The sequence below is a fragment of the Nostoc sp. DSM 114167 genome, from assembly GCF_052692655.1.
In genome coordinates, this window is record NZ_CP195116.1 from 2,019,027 (window position 1) to 2,040,935 (window position 21,909).

Annotated in this window: 20 protein-coding genes; 8 read left to right on the plus strand and 12 right to left on the minus strand. The window is 38.4% G+C overall.

The window, feature by feature from the left end:
• Positions 1-136: 136 nt before the first annotated feature.
• Entirely contained in the window at positions 137-472 is a 336-nt protein-coding gene (petJ, locus tag NSTC731_RS08750) for a cytochrome c6 PetJ (RefSeq protein ID WP_445630458.1), read from the minus strand.
• A gap of 52 nt (positions 473-524) precedes the next feature.
• Positions 525-749: a hypothetical protein gene (locus NSTC731_RS08755; protein ID WP_445630459.1), complete on the minus strand. Its 225-nt coding sequence runs from the start codon at positions 747-749 to the stop codon at positions 525-527.
• A gap of 191 nt (positions 750-940) precedes the next feature.
• Here NSTC731_RS08755 and NSTC731_RS08760 point away from each other — a divergent pair, with 191 nt between their 5' ends.
• On the plus strand, positions 941-1,741 hold the full coding sequence (locus NSTC731_RS08760) for a histidine kinase (RefSeq protein WP_445630460.1): 801 nt from the start codon (positions 941-943) through the stop codon (positions 1,739-1,741).
• A gap of 192 nt (positions 1,742-1,933) precedes the next feature.
• Here NSTC731_RS08760 and NSTC731_RS08765 read toward each other — a convergent pair whose 3' ends face one another.
• The 4 genes from NSTC731_RS08765 to NSTC731_RS08780 form a co-directional block, all read right to left on the minus strand.
• The gene (locus NSTC731_RS08765) at positions 1,934-2,125 is read right to left on the minus strand and encodes a YqaE/Pmp3 family membrane protein (protein WP_445630461.1); all 192 of its coding nucleotides are present in this window, start codon (positions 2,123-2,125) and stop codon (positions 1,934-1,936) included.
• A gap of 121 nt (positions 2,126-2,246) precedes the next feature.
• Positions 2,247-2,648, minus strand: coding sequence for a phage holin family protein (locus NSTC731_RS08770; RefSeq protein WP_445630462.1), 402 nt, complete (start codon positions 2,646-2,648; stop codon positions 2,247-2,249).
• Positions 2,649-3,114: 466 nt separating this feature from the next.
• A complete protein-coding gene (locus NSTC731_RS08775) occupies positions 3,115-3,456 on the minus strand; it encodes a 2Fe-2S iron-sulfur cluster-binding protein (protein WP_445630463.1) in 342 nt (113 codons plus the stop codon).
• 13 nt (positions 3,457-3,469) lie between these two features.
• On the minus strand, positions 3,470-5,629 hold the full coding sequence (locus NSTC731_RS08780) for a Tex family protein (RefSeq protein ID WP_445630464.1): 2,160 nt from the start codon (positions 5,627-5,629) through the stop codon (positions 3,470-3,472).
• A gap of 500 nt (positions 5,630-6,129) precedes the next feature.
• On the opposite strand from NSTC731_RS08780, the gene NSTC731_RS08785 reads away from it, so the two are divergent.
• The 7 genes from NSTC731_RS08785 to NSTC731_RS08815 all read left to right on the plus strand — a co-directional run bounded on the left by NSTC731_RS08785 (position 6,130) and on the right by NSTC731_RS08815 (position 14,529).
• Positions 6,130-6,348 carry a hypothetical protein gene (locus NSTC731_RS08785; protein WP_445630465.1) on the plus strand — a complete coding sequence of 73 codons (219 nt, stop codon included), beginning with the start codon at positions 6,130-6,132 and terminating at the stop codon, positions 6,346-6,348.
• Positions 6,349-8,205: 1,857 nt separating this feature from the next.
• The gene (locus NSTC731_RS08790; RefSeq protein WP_445630466.1) at positions 8,206-8,586 is read left to right on the plus strand and encodes an EamA family transporter; all 381 of its coding nucleotides are present in this window, start codon (positions 8,206-8,208) and stop codon (positions 8,584-8,586) included.
• A gap of 18 nt (positions 8,587-8,604) precedes the next feature.
• Positions 8,605-8,961 carry an EamA family transporter gene (locus tag NSTC731_RS08795; RefSeq protein ID WP_445630467.1) on the plus strand — a complete coding sequence of 119 codons (357 nt, stop codon included), beginning with the start codon at positions 8,605-8,607 and terminating at the stop codon, positions 8,959-8,961.
• Positions 8,962-9,043: 82 nt separating this feature from the next.
• Complete coding sequence (locus NSTC731_RS08800) at positions 9,044-10,348, plus strand: NAD(P)/FAD-dependent oxidoreductase (RefSeq protein ID WP_445630468.1); 1,305 nt, start codon at positions 9,044-9,046, stop codon at positions 10,346-10,348.
• A 45-nt stretch (positions 10,349-10,393) separates the two neighbouring features.
• Positions 10,394-11,218: a glycosyltransferase family 2 protein gene (locus NSTC731_RS08805; protein ID WP_445630469.1), complete on the plus strand. Its 825-nt coding sequence runs from the start codon at positions 10,394-10,396 to the stop codon at positions 11,216-11,218.
• Positions 11,219-11,527: 309 nt separating this feature from the next.
• Positions 11,528-13,000 (plus strand): TldD/PmbA family protein, encoded by a 1,473-nt coding sequence (locus tag NSTC731_RS08810; protein WP_445630470.1) that lies wholly within the window; start codon positions 11,528-11,530, stop codon positions 12,998-13,000.
• Between the two features lie 188 nt (positions 13,001-13,188).
• Positions 13,189-14,529, plus strand: coding sequence for a TldD/PmbA family protein (locus NSTC731_RS08815; RefSeq protein ID WP_445630471.1), 1,341 nt, complete (start codon positions 13,189-13,191; stop codon positions 14,527-14,529).
• 65 nt (positions 14,530-14,594) lie between these two features.
• Here NSTC731_RS08815 and NSTC731_RS08820 read toward each other — a convergent pair whose 3' ends face one another.
• The 6 genes from NSTC731_RS08820 to NSTC731_RS08845 all read right to left on the minus strand — a co-directional run bounded on the left by NSTC731_RS08820 (position 14,595) and on the right by NSTC731_RS08845 (position 21,802).
• A complete protein-coding gene (locus NSTC731_RS08820; RefSeq protein WP_322695469.1) occupies positions 14,595-15,035 on the minus strand; it encodes a pentapeptide repeat-containing protein in 441 nt (146 codons plus the stop codon).
• 293 nt (positions 15,036-15,328) lie between these two features.
• Positions 15,329-16,342, minus strand: coding sequence for an aspartate carbamoyltransferase catalytic subunit (locus NSTC731_RS08825; RefSeq protein ID WP_445630472.1), 1,014 nt, complete (start codon positions 16,340-16,342; stop codon positions 15,329-15,331).
• Positions 16,343-16,529: 187 nt separating this feature from the next.
• Positions 16,530-17,882, minus strand: coding sequence for a magnesium transporter (gene mgtE / locus NSTC731_RS08830; protein WP_445630473.1), 1,353 nt, complete (start codon positions 17,880-17,882; stop codon positions 16,530-16,532).
• 206 nt (positions 17,883-18,088) lie between these two features.
• Entirely contained in the window at positions 18,089-18,262 is a 174-nt protein-coding gene (locus NSTC731_RS08835; RefSeq protein WP_445630474.1) for a hypothetical protein, read from the minus strand.
• A 55-nt stretch (positions 18,263-18,317) separates the two neighbouring features.
• Complete coding sequence (locus NSTC731_RS08840; protein ID WP_445630475.1) at positions 18,318-19,439, minus strand: glycosyltransferase; 1,122 nt, start codon at positions 19,437-19,439, stop codon at positions 18,318-18,320.
• A 1,259-nt stretch (positions 19,440-20,698) separates the two neighbouring features.
• Complete coding sequence (locus NSTC731_RS08845) at positions 20,699-21,802, minus strand: WD40 repeat domain-containing protein (RefSeq protein WP_445630476.1); 1,104 nt, start codon at positions 21,800-21,802, stop codon at positions 20,699-20,701.
• Positions 21,803-21,909: the final 107 nt, after the last annotated feature.

Consider the following 21,909-nt stretch of genomic DNA (forward strand, 5'->3'; position numbering starts at 1 on the left):
GAAGCATCTTATTACAACATTCTTAGCTTTTATGCCTTCTTAAGAACCATTTATAACAGCGATAATCAATAACTCTTAAATCTTAACTCTTAACTCCTAACTTTTGTACAGACGCGATTAATCGCGTCTCTACTTTCTAACGCCAGCCTTTTTCCGCTTGTTCGATAACGTAAGCAGCAACGTCTTGAATTTGCTGTTCGTTGAGACGATCTTTGTAGGCTGACATATTATTTTTACCATTGGTAACTATAGATGTAACTGCCTCTATTGAATCCATACCATACTTTTTTAGGGCTGGCTTTTTGAGATTTTTACCACGCCTGATGATGTTGCTACCATTGATATGACAACCAGCACAATGAACGCTAAATATTTGTTCGCCGTTAACTGTGTCTGCTGCTTTAACAGGCAGAGTAAAAGTACTGATTAATAACAAAAATGTTACTAATATCAATGTAAGTATTTTCTTCAATTAATTTCTCCAGCGAACATATTAGTTGTAGGCAGAAGTATCAAAACCAATACTAGAGGGATTCAAAGTCAGTTGTAAATCCAGCAAAATTTGCACAATCTTCTTGAAAAGCTTCAGCATCGCTAACATCCTCAATTTTATAAGACATGATGCGCGTACCATTTGGCATTTTTTTGGAACCAATCAATTCACCTTGATATTTCGCTGCGATCGCTTTTAATTCAGTACCATAAATTTTCCAGGCATCATCCGAACAAGTAATATTTACTTGCCACATATTCTACTTCCAATTACTACCACTAAATACTCATCATCTCACAAATAGGCAATATCTTACACATCACCTCTTTAGGATTGCAATTTTATATCTAAAGGAAGTACCAAGCTAGTTTGGGTTACGCCATAATATGGATGTAGGAACATTTCTAGAAAATATTATCCCAATTAGTTAAATACTACGAGTTGAAAATGCCTAACAATATCAAACAACAAATTCAAGCCGACCTGCAACAAGCAAAAGAAACTGGACAATTAAGAACTGAGCGGATTCGAGAAATAGTAAAATCCGCAGTTTCTCAAGTAGCTTCTGAGTTTAAACAAGGTTCTACTGAAGTTCGTAGCATTGTGAAAGATGCTGTTTCTGCTGTAATTGAAAACTTCCAAGAAAAAGGCAGCGAACTCAAAGATGAAGTGACAGCTTCCATTGAAGGAGCGCTGGAAGGAATTAATAGCAAAAGACACGAAGACATTGCTAAAACTCAAACAGATATTAAGCGGCTACAGGCTCAATTGGATGGTGAAGAAGAACAACTCCAACAAGAGGTTGATGTAATTCTGGCAGAAATTGAAGAGACGGGTAAGGAAAAACCTGCAAGTACCAAAACTGCAATTGATTCTGCTATCAATGCGATTAAAGATAGTGAAGAAGTCGGGTTGTTAAAGAAACGTTACGCGCAACTGCAAGCGCAGCTAGCCATTGTCCGAGCTAATATGGCTGCACGCTATGGTGGGCGGAATATGGAAGTTCAAGATTATCTAGACGAGGCGAAACACTGGTATGATAAAGCTCGTCCCCAAGCAGAATCGATGGCTGTACAGGTAGAACAGAAGCGATCGCAACTAGAAGATAAACTAGGTGAAGCTGGTACATCTCTAGCCAGAAAAGAGCGCCAAATCAAACAAACTTTGAGAGAGTTACTTTTAACGGCGGCTGATTTATTCAAAGATAAGGAACCTGCTGCTAAAGAACGCGAGACTATTCATAAATAAACTGTTTTAACGTTTAATTGACTTCTAAAAGTAGGGTAAGAAATTCTTACCCTACTTTTGTTGACAAATTAAAATCCCTCACTTAAAATCCCTCTCCCGAGCTTGGGAGAGGGACTTGAAAAACTTTGAAATTACCTCTCCTTCTCCCAATTTGGGAGAAGGGGTTGGGAATGAGGGCTTTAATATTGCGTATTAGTAAATACGCCCTTCTCGATTAAGTTGTTCGTCATGCTTGGCTATAACCCAAATTGCATGAATACTACCGGGAAGCCAACCTAAAACTGTGAGCAAAATATTAATAATCAGTGTCGGGCCAACTCCAACTGTCAAGAAAACACCTAAAGGGGGAACTAACAAACCTAAAAGGAAACGAACTAATTTCATGATGTTACAACTGTGTGATTTTGTTTAATTACATTTGAGATGCCGAATTAGGAAATCCACCTTCGGAAATTTTATGTAGGTGAGAAACGTGATTTAACTGGCGTTTCTATTCGTTCTAAACTTATCTAGAAGAAGGTAATTCAGCTTGATTCTTTACATCACCACTGCTGGTTAAAAGGTTTCTTTCAACAAAGTAGTTGTTAATAAAGGTGTTAGCAAAAGTTAAAATTACTGGACCAAGCAGGAAACCAATAATTCCGCGAACTGCGAATCCAGGAACTAGCACTGCTGCTAACCAAAAACATAAACCGTTGACAACGAGCGAAAATGCTCCAAATGAGAGAAAGTTAAGTGGTAAAGAAAGAGCAGACAAAACTGGTTTAACCGAACCGTTAATTAGACCAATTACTACAGCAGCAATCAAAGCTGCGGGGAAATTAGCAATATTAACGCCTGGAACAACGATATCAACAATCAACAGGCTCAAAGCCGTAGCTAGCGCGGTTAAAAATGGAGTCAACATTGTTTTTACCTAATAACTAGAGATTTTTTTGCGACTTCTTATATCATCTTTGACTATTTGCTAGGGTTTCACCTCCCTTGCAAGATAGAATTTCTTTCTACCATTAGGCCTATCGTTGAGAAAAATATAGCGGTTTTAAATACATTTTATGGGCGCATCTGTACGCCTATACATTAGACTTCTTGGCATTTGTAGGGAATTGGGTTTGGGGGAAAGGGAAAAGGAATAAAAAAACCTTTCCCCTTTAACCTTTCCCCTTTTACCGCCTCTTGCAAAAGTAAATTTTGCAAGAGGTCTATTAGACATAGGAGTAAAGACATAGCAGTACTACCTCTCTATAAGGATTGTGGATAACACATATTAATTTCTGAAGATGTCTAACATATCGCAATGTTTTGAAGGGTGCGTTAAACAAACTTAACACACCCTAGAAATTTAAGATTAATTTAATGTCACAAGGCAAAAATCACTCAGGTTTTCCCAACTCAGGCTTATAGTAAAGGGCTGATTTATATAAGACTTGTTCTTGATGGGTTTCTAAAGTGCAATCAGACAAAGGGTAAGTTACACAAGTAACAACATAACCAGCCTGTATTTCACTTGGACGCAGAAATTGTTGCTCGCTTTGATCGATTTCACCACTAATAAGTTTAGCAATACACGCAGAACATTCGCCTTGTTTACACCCAGATGGTAAGCGGATACCAGCTTCTTCCGCCATATCTAGAATATATTGATCGTCTGGTACTGGAATGGTGCGATCTAATCCAAGTGTAGGATTGATAAATCGAACTTGATAAACTGCCATCTGCTGTTTCTAATTATTGTTTAACTGCTTTCATCGACAAACTAATCCGCTTGAGTTTCTCGTTGATTTCTAATACCTGCACTTTCACTACTTGTCCAACTTTGACAATTTTGTTGGGATCGTCTACAAATCTATCAGCAAGTTGGGATATATGCACCAAGCCATCTTGATGTACGCCGATATCGACAAAAGCACCGAAATTGGCGACGTTGGTCACGATTCCCTCTAGTTCCATTCCCACCTTCAAGTCCCTGATTTCGTTAATCCCTTCTTTGAAGGTGGCATACTTAAACTCAGCACGAGGATCTCTACCTGGTTTTTCGAGTTCGTTGAGAATGTCGCGCAGTGTGGGTTCGCCGACGCTATCGGTAACGTATTTCTTCAGGTTGGTCTTTTTGAGTTTTTCGGCAATTTGTGTTACTTGATTTAATGGCACATTTAGATCGGATGCGATCGCTTCTACTACAGAATAACTCTCTGGATGCACTGCTGTATTATCCAAAGGGTTATCACCGCCGCGAATCCGCAGAAAACCCGCTGCTTGTTCAAAAGCTTTTGGCCCTAACTTCGGAACTTTCAAAAGTTGTCGGCGATTTTTAAAGGCTCCATGCTGGTTGCGATAGGCGACAATATTATTGGCTACTGTTGCCGTAATTCCAGAGACGGATGTTAGAAGTTCTTTGGAAGCGGTATTCAAGTCTACGCCGACGTAGTTAACGCAGCTTTCTACAGTGTCATCCAATTTCTTTTTCAACAACTTCTGATCGACATCGTGTTGATATTGTCCCACACCAATGGATTTGGGATCGATTTTCACTAGTTCTGCTAAGGGGTCTTGCAAACGCCGGCCGATACTAATTGCACCGCGCACGGTAACATCTAAATCGGGAAACTCTTCTAGCGCTACAGTACTTGCAGAATATATAGATGCACCAGATTCATTCACCATCACCTTCACTGGTTTGCGTTCTATATTTTGCAATACTTGCGTGACAAATTCCTCTGTCTCGCGGGACGCTGTACCGTTACCGATGGCGATTAATTCAATCTTGTATTTTTCAATTAAATTTTTGACAGTTTGTGCTGCTTTAGCGCGTTGTTCAGCCGCTTGGTGGGGAAAAACCGCTTGGTACTCCAAAAATTTTCCCGTTTGGTCGAGGACAGCAACCTTACACCCAGTTCTAAATCCGGGGTCTATCGCCAGGGTTGGTTTCATCCCTGCTGGTGCAGACAGCAGCAACTCCCGCAGATTAGTTTCAAATGTCTTAATTGATTCTATGTCTGCATAAACTTTTTTCTCAGCAATAACCTCTCCCATAAGAGAGACTTTCATCAAACGATTGAATGCATCCTTCAGCATCGCCTGATAAAAATCTCGAATTGTCCGGACTTTGGTTTTAATTTCTTTCGACTCAAGATAGTAAAGTACCGCATCCTCATCGAAAGCAATTTCAAAGCTTAATATTTTTTCAGTTTCACCCCGACACAACGCCAGCATATTGTGTGGTGCAATATTTTTTACCTTAATTTGATAGTTACGGTACATCTCAAATTTGGTTGTACCTTCAAGATAATCGTCTTTGATGCGGGAGACAAATACCCCTTCCTCTAAAAGATAATCGCGGATATATGCGCGTAACTCAGCTTTTTCAGCTACTTCTTCCGCCAAAATATCAGCAGCACCTTTGAGTGCTTCTTCTGCTGTTTTTACTCCCTGCGTTTGTGAAATATACTTAGCCGCTTCTGATTCTAAGGATGCAATTGCAGCATTTTTGATATTTAGCGACTTGATGAACTCTGCTAGTGGTTCGAGTCCTTTTTCTCTGGCGATAGTGGCGCGGGTGCGGCGCTTTGGGCGATAGGGTAGATATAAATCCTCAAGTTCGGTTTTTTGTAAGCAGGATGAGATTTTGGCTTTGAGTTCATCTGTAAGTTTACCTTGTTGGGCGATCGCACTTAAAATAACCGATTTTCGTTCTTCCAGTTCTGTTAAATAAGTATAGCGATCGGCCAGTTCGCGTAGTTGCACTTCATTCATCTCATCGGTGCGTTCTTTGCGGTAACGTGCAATAAAGGGAATTGTTGCACCCTCCGCCAAAAGTTCCAGCGCGTTTTGCACCTGATGGGATTTGAGGTTGATTTCAGTTGCCAGTATTTGAGGAATGTTCAGCATTAGGTGTCTAAAATGAAAATGCTACTTCTAAAGGTAATATGCTAGATCCTTATCCTGGCGCAAGTCCAAAGTTTTAAGCTAATTTACTAGATGATTGTTCGCAAGAGTGTAATTGGCGAAATAAACAAAACCCATACGCAAGTTTTATAACCCTTTCAATTTAGCTTGGCTGAGTCAGGAGAAGGACAAAAATAGCATCACCCACAGGAATTGTCTGTTACTAAACACCACGCAATTTCACGTAGCATCTCGTACCACATTTTAAATCTTGCTACGCACACACTCAAACACATAAAAAATAGTTGTCAAGCTTTTGGCGCTTCATCTATTGCAATAATTATTCCAATTGGCATAAAATCCAACCTTGCATAATCTTGATTTTCTATAATATTTATTTCGCTCGACTGTTGTAGCCAAAACCTGATTGGATGTAAGATTAACCACACTTCCAAAAAATTTGTTCTAAAAACACTACAACCTTTAGTTCAGAGGTGAGGAAAATGCTTTTGTTTTTCTTGATACCACTATGTACTGCTTTAGCTACAGGCTACTTGTTCAAAAACAGTACTGATGAAATAGCATATCTTGCAGGTGTATTCGCAGCGATTAGCTTGATCTTAAGTTTAATATTAGCACCTTGGCAGATTCAGTTTGGATTATTAATCATTGTCTTCGTCATTACCAACAGACTTTTGCAAAATAATGAGTCCAAACAATAGGAAAACAACCTAGAGAAACCTCTATCCAACCAAGAGAACTTAGCGTTGTTTTTCTTTATACCACTATGTCCTGTTTGAGCTACTACCTGCTTGTTCAAAAAGGGTACCAATGAAATTGCCTACTTTGCAGCGATTAGCTTGATTTTACTCAAGCATTAATATCTTGGCAGATTCAGTTTGGATTGTTAATCATGATTACCATCAGACCTTGATGAGGATAATCAGTCCAAATAATAAAAAAACCTCTACCCAGCGAAGGAAAATTGGCAGACTACTAACTCTATCTGAAATATGTAAATTTAGATGAATATTTTCTGAGTAGATAAAAAATAATTCAAACTCTCGATTATCATCTAAAAATTCAGCTTGTAATTTAATGTAACTTATGTAACAATGTCAACGCCAGTAGTCTTGTTCGAGTTTCAATTTTCCTTGAGTTAACTCTTAGCTTTGCATTATCGAGTCTAATACTAACTCTTTACTTATACAAGTTTAGTACCATAAATTACTTCATAAATGTACAAATTTACCTGGCAAAAATTAAGAATAGTGGAAGATTTTTATTTTATGAAGTTTTTGTTTAATTGTATTTGTCAGTAAATAAATTTTTGATAAAGTATCGCGATAAATTTGCAACATACCTTTCTCATGGTATTCTAGTAAGTAATTACATGTAACAATAAATTTGGAGGAAAAAGCCTATTTAAAAAATTACGCGGAAAAGTCAAGCAAAAATAATACTAGATGATGTAGAAATATCTCAAATTCAATGCAAGCAATCTTAATTTCAAGTTAATTAGCCAACTCTAGTTTGCATTAGTTGTTTTGTAAAAAAGCTCCGTTTGGACATCCAGTAAAATTCCCCATAAATCTGTAAAGCGTATTACTGTAGTGTAGATTGATTTATCTCTCTATTAATTTACGCAACCAGTCAGACTTATATTACTTCCTGTGTTCCCATGCCCAAAAAGAGCACGTATACATACTCGATTTGAGTAAAAACCATTACTTTTATAAATCGGCTTAATTGCCAGCCGAGATTACAGATATGTCTGTGAGCCGGGAGAAGTTTTATGATATGTCAGTACATTAATCCACTTTTTTGGAGCAAATAGAGAATATTTCTCAATCCAGCTAGGTTTTATAGCTTGAGAATATCAATAGTATCTTCAAAAGATTTCTACAGCAGGATACAACTGATAGAAAGTTAATGAATGGATTAATCAAAAATTATGGTAATCCATTTTGATTTAGGTGCATCTGTTGAATATGTGGGTGGAATCAAAGTTCAACATCAACGATGTCTACGATGGTCACTGAGCGCAGCCGAAGTGCTGGCTACACCTACGCACACTGCAAATGTGTATGTATGGAGAAGTTGTGACAAACTTCTCAGATTTCTCTATGTCTGTATCCACTATTAGATTATCGCGATCGCGCTAATCTAATAGTGTTAGAGCAAACCTGGGTAGCACAGAAAATATCTGTAATTTACAGTTAGGCAAACTCTAAATTGATTGTGCCAATTGTCAAGCAATAAACTGGTTTGGTTGGGAGTATAATCCAGTCAAACAATTAAGCGTGCTTTACTACCAATCATATCGAACGCTGCCATGATAGAGCAACTATCCTGGAATACTACATAATATTTAGTTTTTAATAGGGCATAAGCTTCAAGGATCGTTTTAATATCAGTCACTTCAACATAGCTTTCCTAATTTGTTGTCTATTTACTGAAGTGGAAATCGAATTGTAGAGAAGTGTTGCCGAGATATGAAACATTTAAAAAGACTGGTTTTTTATTTACTATTTGGTTCATACCTACCATCTTGATGAAGGCAAAGTACTATGAAATCGATGTCTCAAAATTCAAACTTTAAAATAACCCCTTATATTATTTTATTTGTAAGTATTTTACTTAGTATTTCTGGACAATTGCTCATGAAAAATGCCATGATTTATACAAATGAGGGAGTATTTACTTGGGATTTTATTCAAAAATTATCATTAGCTATTACTGTCTACTGTTTAGGAATAGTAAATTGGATATTGGCTCTGCGCTCTGTAAAATTAAGTATTGCCTATCCACTGACGAGTTTAAATTATGTTGGGATACTTTTCGGCTCATATTACTTTTTTAATGAGGTGATTACGCTAACTCGAATAGTAGGAGTCATTACTATCTTCTTGGGTGTTCTTTTAGTAGTTAACCCCATAAAAAAACTCAAATTTAGATAATTACTTGAACAATTAAAAATGAGTATTTTTACTTGGCTAAATTTAATGCTTGTTGTTTTGTTTGGAACAACTGCTCAACTCTCACTCAAGTATGGACTTTACATCTCTAACTCTAATAAAGGAGAAAGCAGCTCTATCAAAAATCTTTTATTATCTCGTTATTTTTTAATTTGGTTTATCTGCTATACATTTATGACTATATTGTGGCTTTATGTATTGCGGACAATTCCTTTAAGTCAAGCCTTTCCAGTTTTAGGATTAATGTATGCATTTGTACCCATTGCTTCTCACTATCTCTTAAAAGAAGAGGTTGTTTTTAGTCAATGGTTAGGGATTTCCGTTATTATAACTGGCGTAATTCTAGTTGTACATTAATCTTTTATGATTCAAATTATTAATATTAACAGTTTCCGAACATCATCTTCTAAAACATTTTCACAAAATCTAAATTTAATTTATGAATATAGGTATCGTTGGCGGAGGTATCACTGGGCTAGTATTAGCTCAACGTCTTTCACATCAAGGACATAAAGTCACTGTCTTTGATAGTAATAAGCAGCTTGGTGGACTTACTACCTATCATGATTACGGATTATTTACTTGGGATCGCTTTTATCACGTCATCCTACCTTCTGATACTCACTTAATAAATTTTATCAGAGATATTGGTCTTGGAGATAAACTGCGTTGGCATAGAAGTTTAACAGGCTTTTATGACAATAAAAAGTTTTATTCTATTAGTAACACTATAGAATTTCTGCGTTTTCCTCTATTTGGACTTATAGGTAAAATCAGATTAGCTTTTACTCTTCTATATGGTTCGCGCCTGAATAACTGGCGGCGCTTAGAGAAGATTTTAGTTGAAGATTGGCTATTGAAACTTGGTGGTAAAAACACATACGAAAAACTCTGGAAACCTTTGCTTTTATCCAAATTAGGAGAAAACTATAAGCGAATCTCAGCAGTTTTTATTTGGGCTTATATCAAACGACTATTTTCAGCGCGCGATTCTTCATTAAATAAAGAACAACTTGGTTATGTCTCCGGCGGTTATAAAACTGTTTTTGACCATATAGAAAAATTAATTTATGCGGCTGGAGGTCATATCCACAAAGGTGTTGCGGTTGAATATATCGCACCTCATCCCGGAGGTGGAATGTGGGTAGAATATCAGGGTAAAAAAGAGCATTTTGATAAAGTCATCTTTACTGGGCCAGTTAATATCTTGCAACAGGTTGCTGCGAGGGAACTGGTGAAAGTTGCAGACACTACTGAAACAGTAGAATACCTGGGTGTAATCTGCATGGTACTCATTACTCGTAAACCTCTAATTCCTTATTACGTAGTGAACATTGCCGATAAAAATATTCCTTTTACTGGAGTTATCGGTATGAGTAACTTAGTTTCTTTACAAGAAACAGCAGGGTATCACATGACATTCCTACCAAAATATATCCTTTCCACCGACCCGTTGTTAAAACAACCAGATGACGAATTACGTCCAATATTTTTCCAAGGTATACGTTTAATGTTCCCCGAACTCAAAGCAGATGACATTGTAGCGGCACATATTAATCGAGCGATTAAAGTACAGCCACTACAAGTTTTAAATTATTCCAGCCTTGTTCCCAAAGTGAGTACTGAAAACGATGATTTTTTCGTTGTCAATACCTCACAGCTGGTCAATGATAGCGTCAATAACAACGCAGTAGTTCGACAAGTCGATGAATTTCTCAAAAAATCACCATTACTGAATTATTGAAATTTGAGTAATCACATTTGAATTGAAAAATCACACGAGGTTTTTATGAGTCTTTTTGTTCTTTTACCCGCATATAACGAACAAGAATCAATTCGACCCTTGTTCAAAAAGTTTCAAACATTGCAGCAAATCTTTAATATAGAGATAGAACTGATTCTTGTCGATGATGGCAGTAGCGATCAAACTGCTCAGACTGCAATAGATGAATCTCAATCACTAGGTATATTACTAAAATTAGTCCAACATCCCAAAAATGCTGGTTTAGGTCAAGCAATTAAAACAGGTTTTACGACTTTTTTGGAAATTTCTAAAGAAGGTGATTTCTTAGCGGCGATGGATTGTGATAATACTCAACCACCAGAGCTATTAATAAAAATGTATGACACTATGATAGCTGGTAGCTATGATATTGCGATCGCATCTAGATATCGCAAAGGTTCTAAAGTCATAGGCTTATCAAAATTTAGAGAGTTGATGAGTTACGGAGCCAGCTGGCTTTTCAGAATCGCCGCCCGTGTACCAGGCGTAAAAGACTACACTTGTGGTTACAGACTGTATAACCGTACTTTCCTCAATAAACTGGATATGTATTATGGGGACAATCTATTCACTGAAAGTGGATTTGCTTGCATGATAGATTTACTGCTGAAAGCCAAAGCCCTCAAACCAAAAATCGTAGAAATTCCAATGGTTTTGAGATACGATGAAAAGCCGACTGCTAGCAAAATGAAAATTCTTAAAACTATTACTCGAACACTAAAACTCTTGTTTAAGAACCTAGCATCAACACAGCCAACTTCTAATTTAGGTCAGACTTTCAAACAGCAAGAAACAGTTAAAATTCCACTAAGAGTGGCAAACCGTAAATAAACCTGAGAAGAAAAGTCTGGATTCTTTAGTTGAGAAAAGTGCCAGTAAATATATAAATAGAACTGTATTTTATCCTACGCTGATACAAAAGCGGAGCTTTCCTTGCTCCGCTTTTGTATTTTGACTTCTGAATTCTTCGTCAAATAGCTCCAAATTTCTAGTCTGTGAGCGGATTTGCCAAGGCGTTGTTAAAGGGGAGGGAAATCCACACGTTTTTCTTGCAACTGTGGCTTTTGCTCATTTGTTAGACTGAACACACCAGGATTTTTCAGTCAAATCTCTGAACTACACCAGCAGACGAGGCTACCCATGCTTACAAGTACGCTACTTCTCTCGAATCAACTTCCCACTCTCCAATATTCTTCCACACCAGAGCGTTTCGATGAAACCTGGGAAGCCCCCCTGGCTACCCTTCTGGGACTAGGACGCGCCGCTGGTGCTGACTTCATCGAATTATTTTTAGAGCGTCGCAACTATATTAGTTCTCTTGCAGAAGATGACGCTATCACGAGTATTTCACCCAGTCTGTCTACAGGCGCGGGAGTCAGAGTATTTCGTGGCAAAGCTGACTGCTACGTTAGCACTAATGACCTTTCGTTTTCCGGTTTGAAAGCAGCCTTAGAAAAAGGTCTTTCTATCTTGGGATTACAACTACCCACTGCTAAAGCTTTCATCCCCGAAATCAACCTAGAATTACTTAGAGATTACGCTACCAAAAGAGGTAAAGATGCATGGCTACCGATGTGTAGCTCCATCCGAGAAATGGGAGAAATCCTCCTAGATGGTACAGCCCACCTGAAGCAAAAAGCTAGCCACGTCCAATCGCGCCGTGCTACCTATTTCCGGGATTGGCAAGAAGTTTTAATCGCCGCTAGTGACGGGACTTTTGCCCGTGATATTCGCCTTACCCAGTCAGTAGGATTTAACCTGTTGTGTGCTGATGGTGCTAATCGTACCTCAATTGGCGATCGCGCGGGTAATACTAGTGATGCCAACTTCTTGAGAACTTGGGATTCTCAACAAGCCGCCGAGAAAATAGCAGAATCGGCTGGAAAAATGCTCTACGCAGATTACGTGGAATCGGGTACTTATCCCATCATTATGGCCAATCACTTTGGCGGCGTCATCTTCCACGAAGCTTGCGGACACCTACTAGAAACCACTCAAATAGAACGCAATACCTCTCCCTTTGCTGACAAAAAAGGCGAAAAAATTGCCCACGAAAGTTTGACAGCCTGGGATGAAGGGCGCTCTGAAAATGCCTTCGGGACAATTGACATGGATGACGAAGGTATGCCGGCTCAAAGAACCCTCTTAATTGAAAAAGGCGTTCTGAAAAACTTTTTAGCAGATAGAACAGGTTCCTCACGCACCGGACACCCCAGAACTGGAAGTGGACGCCGCCAAAATTATACCTATGCCGCTGCTAGCCGGATGCGTAATACTTATATTGATTCTGGCGAATATAGCATTGATGAATTATTTGCCTCTGTTGATAAAGGTATTTACTGTAAAAAGATGGGTGGTGGTAGCGTTGGTGCTACAGGTCAATTTAACTTTAGTGTTGATGAAGCTTATTTAATTGAAAATGGCAAAATCACCAAACCACTCAAAGGAGCAATTCTCATCGGTGAAGCTAAGGAAATTATGAATAAAATTTCCATGTGTTCTCAAGATTTGGAAATTGCACCAGGCTTTTGTGGCTCGGTCAGTGGCAGTATTTACACCACGGTAGGACAACCCCACATCAAGGTTGATTCTATTACTGTAGGGGGACGATAAGAATTTTAGATTTTATATTTTGGATTTTGGATTGTGAATGAGCAGATGTTTCAGGCTAGAACAAAGCAGTTGGCATTACGAGTTATTTGTCTAAAAATATAAGTCATAACATCCAAAATCCAAACTTTAATATCAAAAATGGAATCGTTTCCAATCCAAAATCTAAAATCAAAAATCCAAAATTGACTATGCCGAATATCAATGAGATTGCAAATTCTGCTAAGGATAATGCTGATAAACTTGGCATTAAAAAATTTGACATTTATGGCTCAACAGTAGATGACACTAGCGTGCAAGTAGACCAAGGTGAGCCAAAACAGGTCAAAGCTTCAAACCGCTCTGGTGTTACTGTTCGTGTTTGGAATGAAGATAATACAATGGGTGTGACCAGCACCACAGATGTAGACCCCAAGGGACTGGAATTAGCTTTGAAAACTGCCTACGAAGCCAGTTTCTTTGGTGTTAAAGAGAACGTTCCTGATTTTAGTCCAGAGGCTACTGTTCCGATTCCAAGTAAACCCCCGCATAAAGCACCTCAAGCACCTGTTGCTGAACTTATAGAAAAATTGTTGGTAGCTGAAAAAGAATTACTAGCAGCTCATCCAGCAATTAAAGGTGTACCTTATAATGGTTTGTCTCAAAGAGATATTGACAGATTTTATCTCAATAGCGACGGTGCAGTAAGAACTGAATCTCACTCTTTGGCATCAGTTTATCTTTATAGCAAAACTGAGGAAGATGGCAAAAAACCGCGCAGTGCAGGCGCTTTTAGAATCAACCAAAGTTTAGATAAACTAGATATTAATGGTTGCATTAAAGAAACTGCCGATAAAACTATCAGTCACTTGAATTATGAAAAAATCAAAACTGGTAAATATCGAGTTGTTTTTTCAGCGGAAGCTTTCTTAAGTCTGTTGGGCGCTTTTTCTAACTTATTCAATGCCCAAAGTATTTTAGACAATCAAAGTCTATCTACTCCTGATGATTTAGGTAAGGAAATTGCTTCTCCTCTACTTTCAGTTTATGATGATGCACTGCACCCAGCTAACGTAGGTGCCGAAACTTTTGATGGCGAAGGAACACCTACTCGTCAAATTTCGTTGATTGAAAATGGCATTTTAACAGGATTTCTCCATAGTGCTGGCACCGCTAAAAGGTTAAATGCCCAACCAACGGGTAATGCTAGTATTGGTGCAAAAGTCAGCGTTAGTCCCAATTTTTATCACGTATTTTCAACAGCAACTCCTGAGCAAGAGTTGAGCTTAGAAACTGCTGAAAATGTGATTTTTATTGATGATTTACAAGCTCTCCATGCTGGAGTTAAATCCTTGCAAGGTTCCTTTTCTTTGCCGTTTGATGGTTGGCTAGTTAACAAGGGAGTAAAAACGAGTATTGAGTCAGCAACTGTTGCTGGCGATTTCTTGGAACTCTTGAAGTCAATTATTTATGTAGAAAAAGAGCCAGAGTTAACGCCAGGTGGAGTTTGCCCGAAAATCTGGGTTAATGAACTATCGATTACTGGCGAATAAAAATTAGTTAGTGCAGAGTTAAGAGTTTAACTCTTAACTCTTAACTTGGAAATCATCACTTACCATTAGTATTCACCACCAATGCTAATGGCAGTATTAAATACATCAGCACCGCTTAAATCGATACCAGCTAAAACAGCGCCATCTACGTCACTATTATATAAACGGGAATTACTCAAATTCACGTTGGTAAGATTGGCATTATTTAAGATGGTATCGCTGACGAATGCTTCTGTGAGATTAGCAGACTTTAAATTAGCGCCGGTTAAATCTGCACCTTCTAAGTTAGCACCTTCGAGATTAGCTCCTTTTAAATTTGCATTTCTCAAGTCAACACCGATTAGATGAGCGCCTTTGAGGTTAGCTCCTACTAGATTGCATCCTGAACATTCTCTAGTTTCTAACAAGCGGCGGACAGGGGCGGAATTTTCTGCTTTGACGGGAATGGGAGCAGCTAAAGATAGCGTGCTGAGTAAGGCTGCTGCCGTCAAAAAAATTCGTTTCATAATTTACCTCGGACACTTCTAGAAGTCATTAAATCCCGATCTTCTACGATACCAGTGTGCCAAGATTAGAGAATTTTGTCCTCATACGAGCGGAGGAATACATGATTTCTATAAGATTATGTATTTTTCTGTGAGGTAGTCCAATAGAATTAAAATTCAAGGATTTTAAGTCATAACTTAGGCGTATAGCATTGGTAACAAGTTAAAAACGAGCAAATTTTGTCAATATGCCCAACTATAGAAATTAAACAAATCTAAGAATGATAACCAAAAAACTTGAGTTTATCCTGTTATTAGGACTTGCCGCTGCCTAATAAATACAACAGTGCCATCCGAACAGCAACACCGCTGGTAACTTGTGATTGAATGAGACTAAATTCTGGGTCATCCATCAATTCAGAACTAATTTCAACACCACGATTAACTGGGCCTGGATGCAAAACTTTGACGTTTGATTTACAAAGTTGCAGTTTTGTGCTTGTAATGCCAAACAGTTGGTGATATTCTCGCAAACTTGGCAGCAAATGAGCCGTCATCCGTTCCTTTTGCAGACGTAAAGTCATGACAAAATCTGCATTCTGCAAAGCTGGTTCTAGCTGCCAATGTAGAAATAGTTGGGGATTGGGGGAATAATTTCTGTCTTCTACTTCCTCCGAGATAAACTCGGCAAAAAATTTAGGTAAGAGAGTCGGCGGTGCTGCCAGATGCACTTCGGCACCACTAGCAATTAAACTCCAAATATTCGATCGCGCCACACGAGAATGGAGAATATCCCCAACAATGGCAATCTTTTTCCCCTTCAAAAGTTCCAGTCGAGGGCGGTCTGGGTCAATTAGAGTAGTTATGGTAAATAAATCTAGCAGTGCTTGAGAAGGATGCTCATGTTGACCATCACCAGCATTGAGGACGCTAACTCGGACACCGAGACGATCCATTTCAGCCGCGATCGCATTTGGTACTCCTGCCTCTCGATGGCGGACTACCATAATATCAGTTCCCATCGCCAAATAGGTTTTTGCCGTGTCGAGAATTGTTTCTCCCTTGGTCATAGAAGATGTGGCGGCGGCGAAGTTCAGCGTATCCGCACTTAAACGTTTGGCTGCGAGTTCAAAACTGCTGCGAGTCCGGGTAGACGATTCAAAAAATAAATTCGCCACCACCTGTCCCTGCAAGGTTGGTACTTTCTTCGTCCGTCGTGATAGCACTTCTTGAAAACTGGCAGCAGTTTGCAAAACTGTATCGTATTCGGCCGCCGTGAAGTCAGCTAGGGAAAGAACGTGATGACGATTCCAAGTGGTAGTAGGCATATTTGGGGACTGGGGATTGGGGACTGGGGGAGCAGGGGGGCAGGGGGAGCAGGGAGACAAGGGAGACAAGGGGGACAAGGGGGAATTATTGAACAAGTCTCTCTCTTGTCTCCCCCCTCTTCCTTATCTCCCTTGTCTCTTCTTCATGTTCAATGCCCAATGCCCCATCCCCAATGCCCCATTTCCTTCAAGTTGGTAAATGAAAAACATTTAAAGCTAGAGAAATTAGGCTGAGGAATGTTAAAAATCCAATTGTATCTAGCATTGTAGTCACTAACGGGCCACTGATCAAAGCAGGGTCAAGCTTCAGCCGTGTCAAACCCATTGGCAGTAAAGTACCGAGTGTAACAGCCACAATTGTATTAGTTGCCATTACCATTCCGGCAATTAAAGCCACCCATCGTTCTTGGGGTTGCGCCCAAATTAAGGAAAGCAGGAACATCGTTGTGGCTAAAGCTAAGGCTGTACCTAAACCAGCTAGAAGTTCCTTGCGAAGAATTTTTAAGGTATCTTTGGCTGTTACTTCTCCCACTCCCAAGCCACGAATTGTTACCGTTAATGATTGAATACCGACAGTACCACCAGTGTTAGAAAAAATCGGCATGATCACTGCTAGAACTGGCACTGCGGCAATTACAGATTGAAAAGGGGCGATCGCACTGGCTGCACCAATATACAGAGCCATGATCCCCAATAGCCAAGGTAAGCGGTTGCGAATGGTGAGTAAGGGAGAAGATAAAGCAGCTTCATCACCACTCACACCCGCCAGTTTTTGGATATCTTCTGTGGCTTCTTCTTCCAAAATATCCATGACATCATCAATGGTGACAATGCCCACCAATCGGTCTTCTCGGTCAACCACGGGGATCGCGATTAAGTCGTAGCGCTGCATAATTCGCGCTACTTCTTCTTGAGGGGTTTCGGTTCTAACTTTAATGACGCGATCGCTAGCAATATCTTTAATGAAAACATCGGGAAAAGTAAACAGCAATTGCCGTAGAGAAACTACTCTCACCAGCGTCCGGTTGTCATCTGTGACGTAAGCGTAGTAAATCGTCTCCTTGTCTTCATCCTGACGGCGGATTTTACTCAGAGCTTCACCTACAGTCAATCCTTGCCGCAAGCGGACATATTCGGTTGTCATCACCCGCCCAGCCGTGCCTTCTGGATAGCCGAGAATCGTTGCTGTTGCTTGCCTTTCTTCTGAACTCAGTTGTTGTAATAGCCGTTTGATTACCCCAGCCGGTAGTTCATCAAACAATTCTGCCCGTTCGTCGGGACTCATCGCTTCTACAAGTTGCACTACCTGGACATCATGCAGAGAATTAATTAGTTCTTCCTGCACCTCTGTCGGCAGATATTCAAATACATCAATTGCCTGAGCTTTGTTCAGTAAACGGAATGCGATCGCCCGTTGTTGTTCGGGCAATTGTGTAATGTAGTCTCCCACATCCACAGGTTGCAAGCGATTTAAATCCCATTTCAACTGGTTTAAATCGGTAGTATCAGTCAACAAATCACGAATATCTTCTGTGAGCATGATATATATCTCCTAAGTCTCCCCCGCGCTGGGAGACTTCCTCGCCACAGCTCAGAGGAGGTTGATACTGCCATCTTGTGGACTATGGTCCATAAAATTTCAACAAATCAATATCGATAGCTAAATCAAAGCATTGCTAGTCATCATCCTAACCCGGAACAGCGCTGTCCGGTAGATACTGAGAAAATTTTATATCTTTAGTAGCTTTAGATAAATTTTTTGCTTGCTACCTTGATTTTTTGGGGAATTATTCTGCGATCGTAGTCAGCTTTGCTACTAATATAATCTGTGAGAGCTGGCGATCGCGAATAAATAACCATACGGATGGCTAAAAAAAGGGGAGTTGTCTCTAAACAAGTCATCAGAAAACTTCTGCTCATTAACAAATGCTTGAGGTTCAGCTTTCTAAATTGAGATACTCTTACTTGAGTGTCGTTAACTGATTACTAAATCATAAATAGCTTCTAGCTTGGCAGTTTGCTTGCGAATATCAAAATTTTCGCAAATAAACTCTCGTCCTTTTTTACCCATACTTTTAGCTAAAGCCCGATCGGACAAAAGAATATCTAATTTTTCCGCGAGAGAGCGATCGTCTTTTTCATCAACTAAAAAGCCAGTTTCTCCATCTAAAATAGCATCAGGGATAGCGCTATGCCAGGTAGAAGCTATTGGTAAACCAGAAGCGGCGGCTTCCAATATTGAAAGGGGTAAACCTTCGCTATCACCGTTTTTTGCTGTTTGACTGGGTAGAGAAAATATTTCTGCATTTCTCATAGTTTTTTGAATCACTTCATAAGGTTTTGCCCCCATAAAATTGACTCTATTACTAATACCAAGCTCCTCTGCTAAACTTTTAAAGTTTTCAGTCATTGTGCCACTTCCAATTTGAATAACTGACACATCTGGATGCTTATTGGCAATCCGGGCAAAAGCTTTTAATAGGGTATCAATTCCTTTTTTTTCAGTATGTCTGCCTACACATAAAATATATCTTTCACCTTTTGATTCACTGGCTGGGGCAAATTTCTCTAAATCTATACCACTATTTAGTTTAATAATTTTATCTTCAGGATAACCATATTCAATCATCTTTTTATACAAAAAACTAGAAAAAGCGATAAATTTAGATGCTTTTTGTTTTAATTCTTGTTCATGCAAAAGAAATTGATAGAATGCTGGATTACCTGACAGCCACATAGATCGACGTGAAACTGTGATATCAAAACCGTAAAATGTAACGAGGAAAGGAATATTTAATTTCTCTGCCAATCGCATTGCATAAATACCATCTGGCCCAAAATGTCCGTGAATTAATTTTAGATTTTTTAGTTCAGCTTCTTTTCCAAACATATTTGGTGAAGCAGAAATTATATGAAATAATTGCTTAATCTTCCATTGGTCATTATTACTAATAGCAATATTGTCAAAAGGAATATCTGCTAATAGTTTACAAGTCAGAAATAACGGTTTGTATGTTTGTAAATTATGTGCTTGTTCTCCGATAAAAGTTTCTGATACTCTCGGATAAGCTCGACGATACATCCCAACTGTTTTCATTGTGTTACTCCTTTTATAAGATTAAAATTTCTCTTTCTCAAAAACGAACAAAATGTTGGATAAAAAACTTTTAATTTTTTTATATCTTTACGCCCTTGATTCTATCTTCTGCTATTTTTGATAAAATAGTAATTACCTAATTCATTCACAGCAATAACAATTGTTGCTTTTTCAAGTTAATATTATTCTAAATCAGGGCTTCAATTATTTATGTTAATAAGTGAATTAATAAGTTTTTCTGAAACTATTATTTAGTAAATATCTTAAGGTTTAATCAAGCAAACTAGGATATTTATTTATGTCAACAAACTGATTAATTTTTTATGACTTAAGCATTGACAAGGAAGGCACAATAGCAACTATGCTTTTCAAGGCTTCTAGGTAGATTTTGGCGATGCCTGCGGTAAATGCTGTCTACGCAACTAATAAAATATGCTTTGTAAAAGGCTGAAATCTTGATGTATATGCATAAAATGATTTATTTGTAAAGTGCATAAGTCTTATTTTATCAAACTTGATTGAGTTGAGGATAACCTCCCTTTCTTGGCTGCAATTATTTGCTGAATATTTAACACAAACACATCAATCTTAAAACATATCTACATTAAAATTATATTTATTTAAATAAATATTTTTGTTAAAAAATGATTTACTTTATACCAGCATAAGCATAACCTCGGAGTAGTGATTTAGTTTAGACTACCATAAGCTCATCCTTCAAAGTTAAGCACTCTTGATTTTTTGACATCATCCCATCACTGATATTATGTCCGGCTAATTAGTTATATCCCGAATCTATGCACAAAGCCCAAAAAGCCCTCACCTCTGCCGTCTTAATGATAAGTCTTTAACCGGACACGATATTATTTCACCCACGCAGAGCTCGATATTTCTAGAGAAGATTAACATTTCCCTATGCCCTACGGTACGAATCCCATCTCCATGTCCCATTCCCTATAGCCCAAGTGCAAGAAACCCACTCCTTCAAGGGGTTAAATTCTGCAAGTAGTTCTAAACCAAACCATAAAAACATCTACCAAATTGCTAACTCGCCTGGAATATTACTACATCTATACAAGTAGTATTTGGCATCAAGCAACTTCATGCATAAGTCACCTGGACCGATGAAGAATCAGAAATGGGTTAGCAGGTTTCACTTCATAGTCGCGGTAAGGTGTTTGAGCTTTAGCGATCGCTCTTGGGTGTGTCTAGTTTTCTCTATACTTAGATATACAAACAAAAATTTTATAAATGCTCTCTTAGGCAGTAAATTGCCAAAGTTTAAGATTTCCATCATGATCTCCAGATACCAAATACTTATTACTGATAGCTAATGAACTGATCTCTGATTCGTGTTCACCTGGAAATTCTTGCAAAATTTCTTTGCTTTCAGTAGATGAGATTCTGATATTTCCGTTTAGTGCAGCAGTGATGAGAATACTACCGTTATGATTTAAAAGAAGGTTGGGATCAAATGGCCCACCATCCGATGCTGGTGCTGCTTCAATTACTTGTATTCTTTTGCCACTTACAGTATCCCATAGATAAACTTCGTTCTCACGATCTGATGCAGTAGCTAGAACCCTTTGTCTATCGTCAATTGAGGAGTAACTCCATTCTCCATAATGACTATCAGGGAAAGCTCTAATAAGCTTTGTAGAAGGCATTTCCCAGACTCGATTTTCTCCAAGTCCAAATCGTGCATATAACCGTTCTCCAGTATCATTAAATTCTAATAGCTCAAATTCCCAGAATCTTTCGCCACTAATTTCAGCAATTTGTTTAAGTGTTTTCAAATTCCATATAATTACTTTATCTGAGTAATTTATCCCCGCAGCCAAGTAATTAGCTTTAAGATTGATCGCCAAACATCCGACATTATTTGGTGTCTCTAAAGTTTGTGAAAGCTGATTAGACAAATAATTCCAGATTTTTATTCTCTTGTCTGAACCTCCACTAATTACATTACCCTGCTCTCCAATTACAACCGAACGACTATAACTCTCATGAGAGTAAGATGAGATAAGCTCACCAGATAAAAGATGCCAAATACTTACCTTTCCATCTATTGATGAACAAGCAATAATTTCTTGGGATTCATCAATAGCAATCTTTGTGATTGTTTTAACTAAATTCCCTACTTTATGCGATCGCAAAACTTTAAAGAGTTTTAATGGTGATAAATATTTTTTTCTCTCATCTTCAGATAGCTTGATCCAAGGGAAAGAAGCTTTGTTGTCTAGCCCATAAGAGAAAAATTCATCCTTCATAACTTTGTTTATTGGATTGTTTATTGGATTTAGGTTGCAGGCTTTCAGTAGTAGTGCTGTAAAAGATATCGTAATAAATTCTTTCCGCTTCATAACATCCTAAACGTTCGGCGATCGCTCGCTGAAATTAGCACTCGTTTATCTAATTTAAACTATCAACAAAAATAATTGATTATGCCTTAAGAAAATTGTAAATTAAG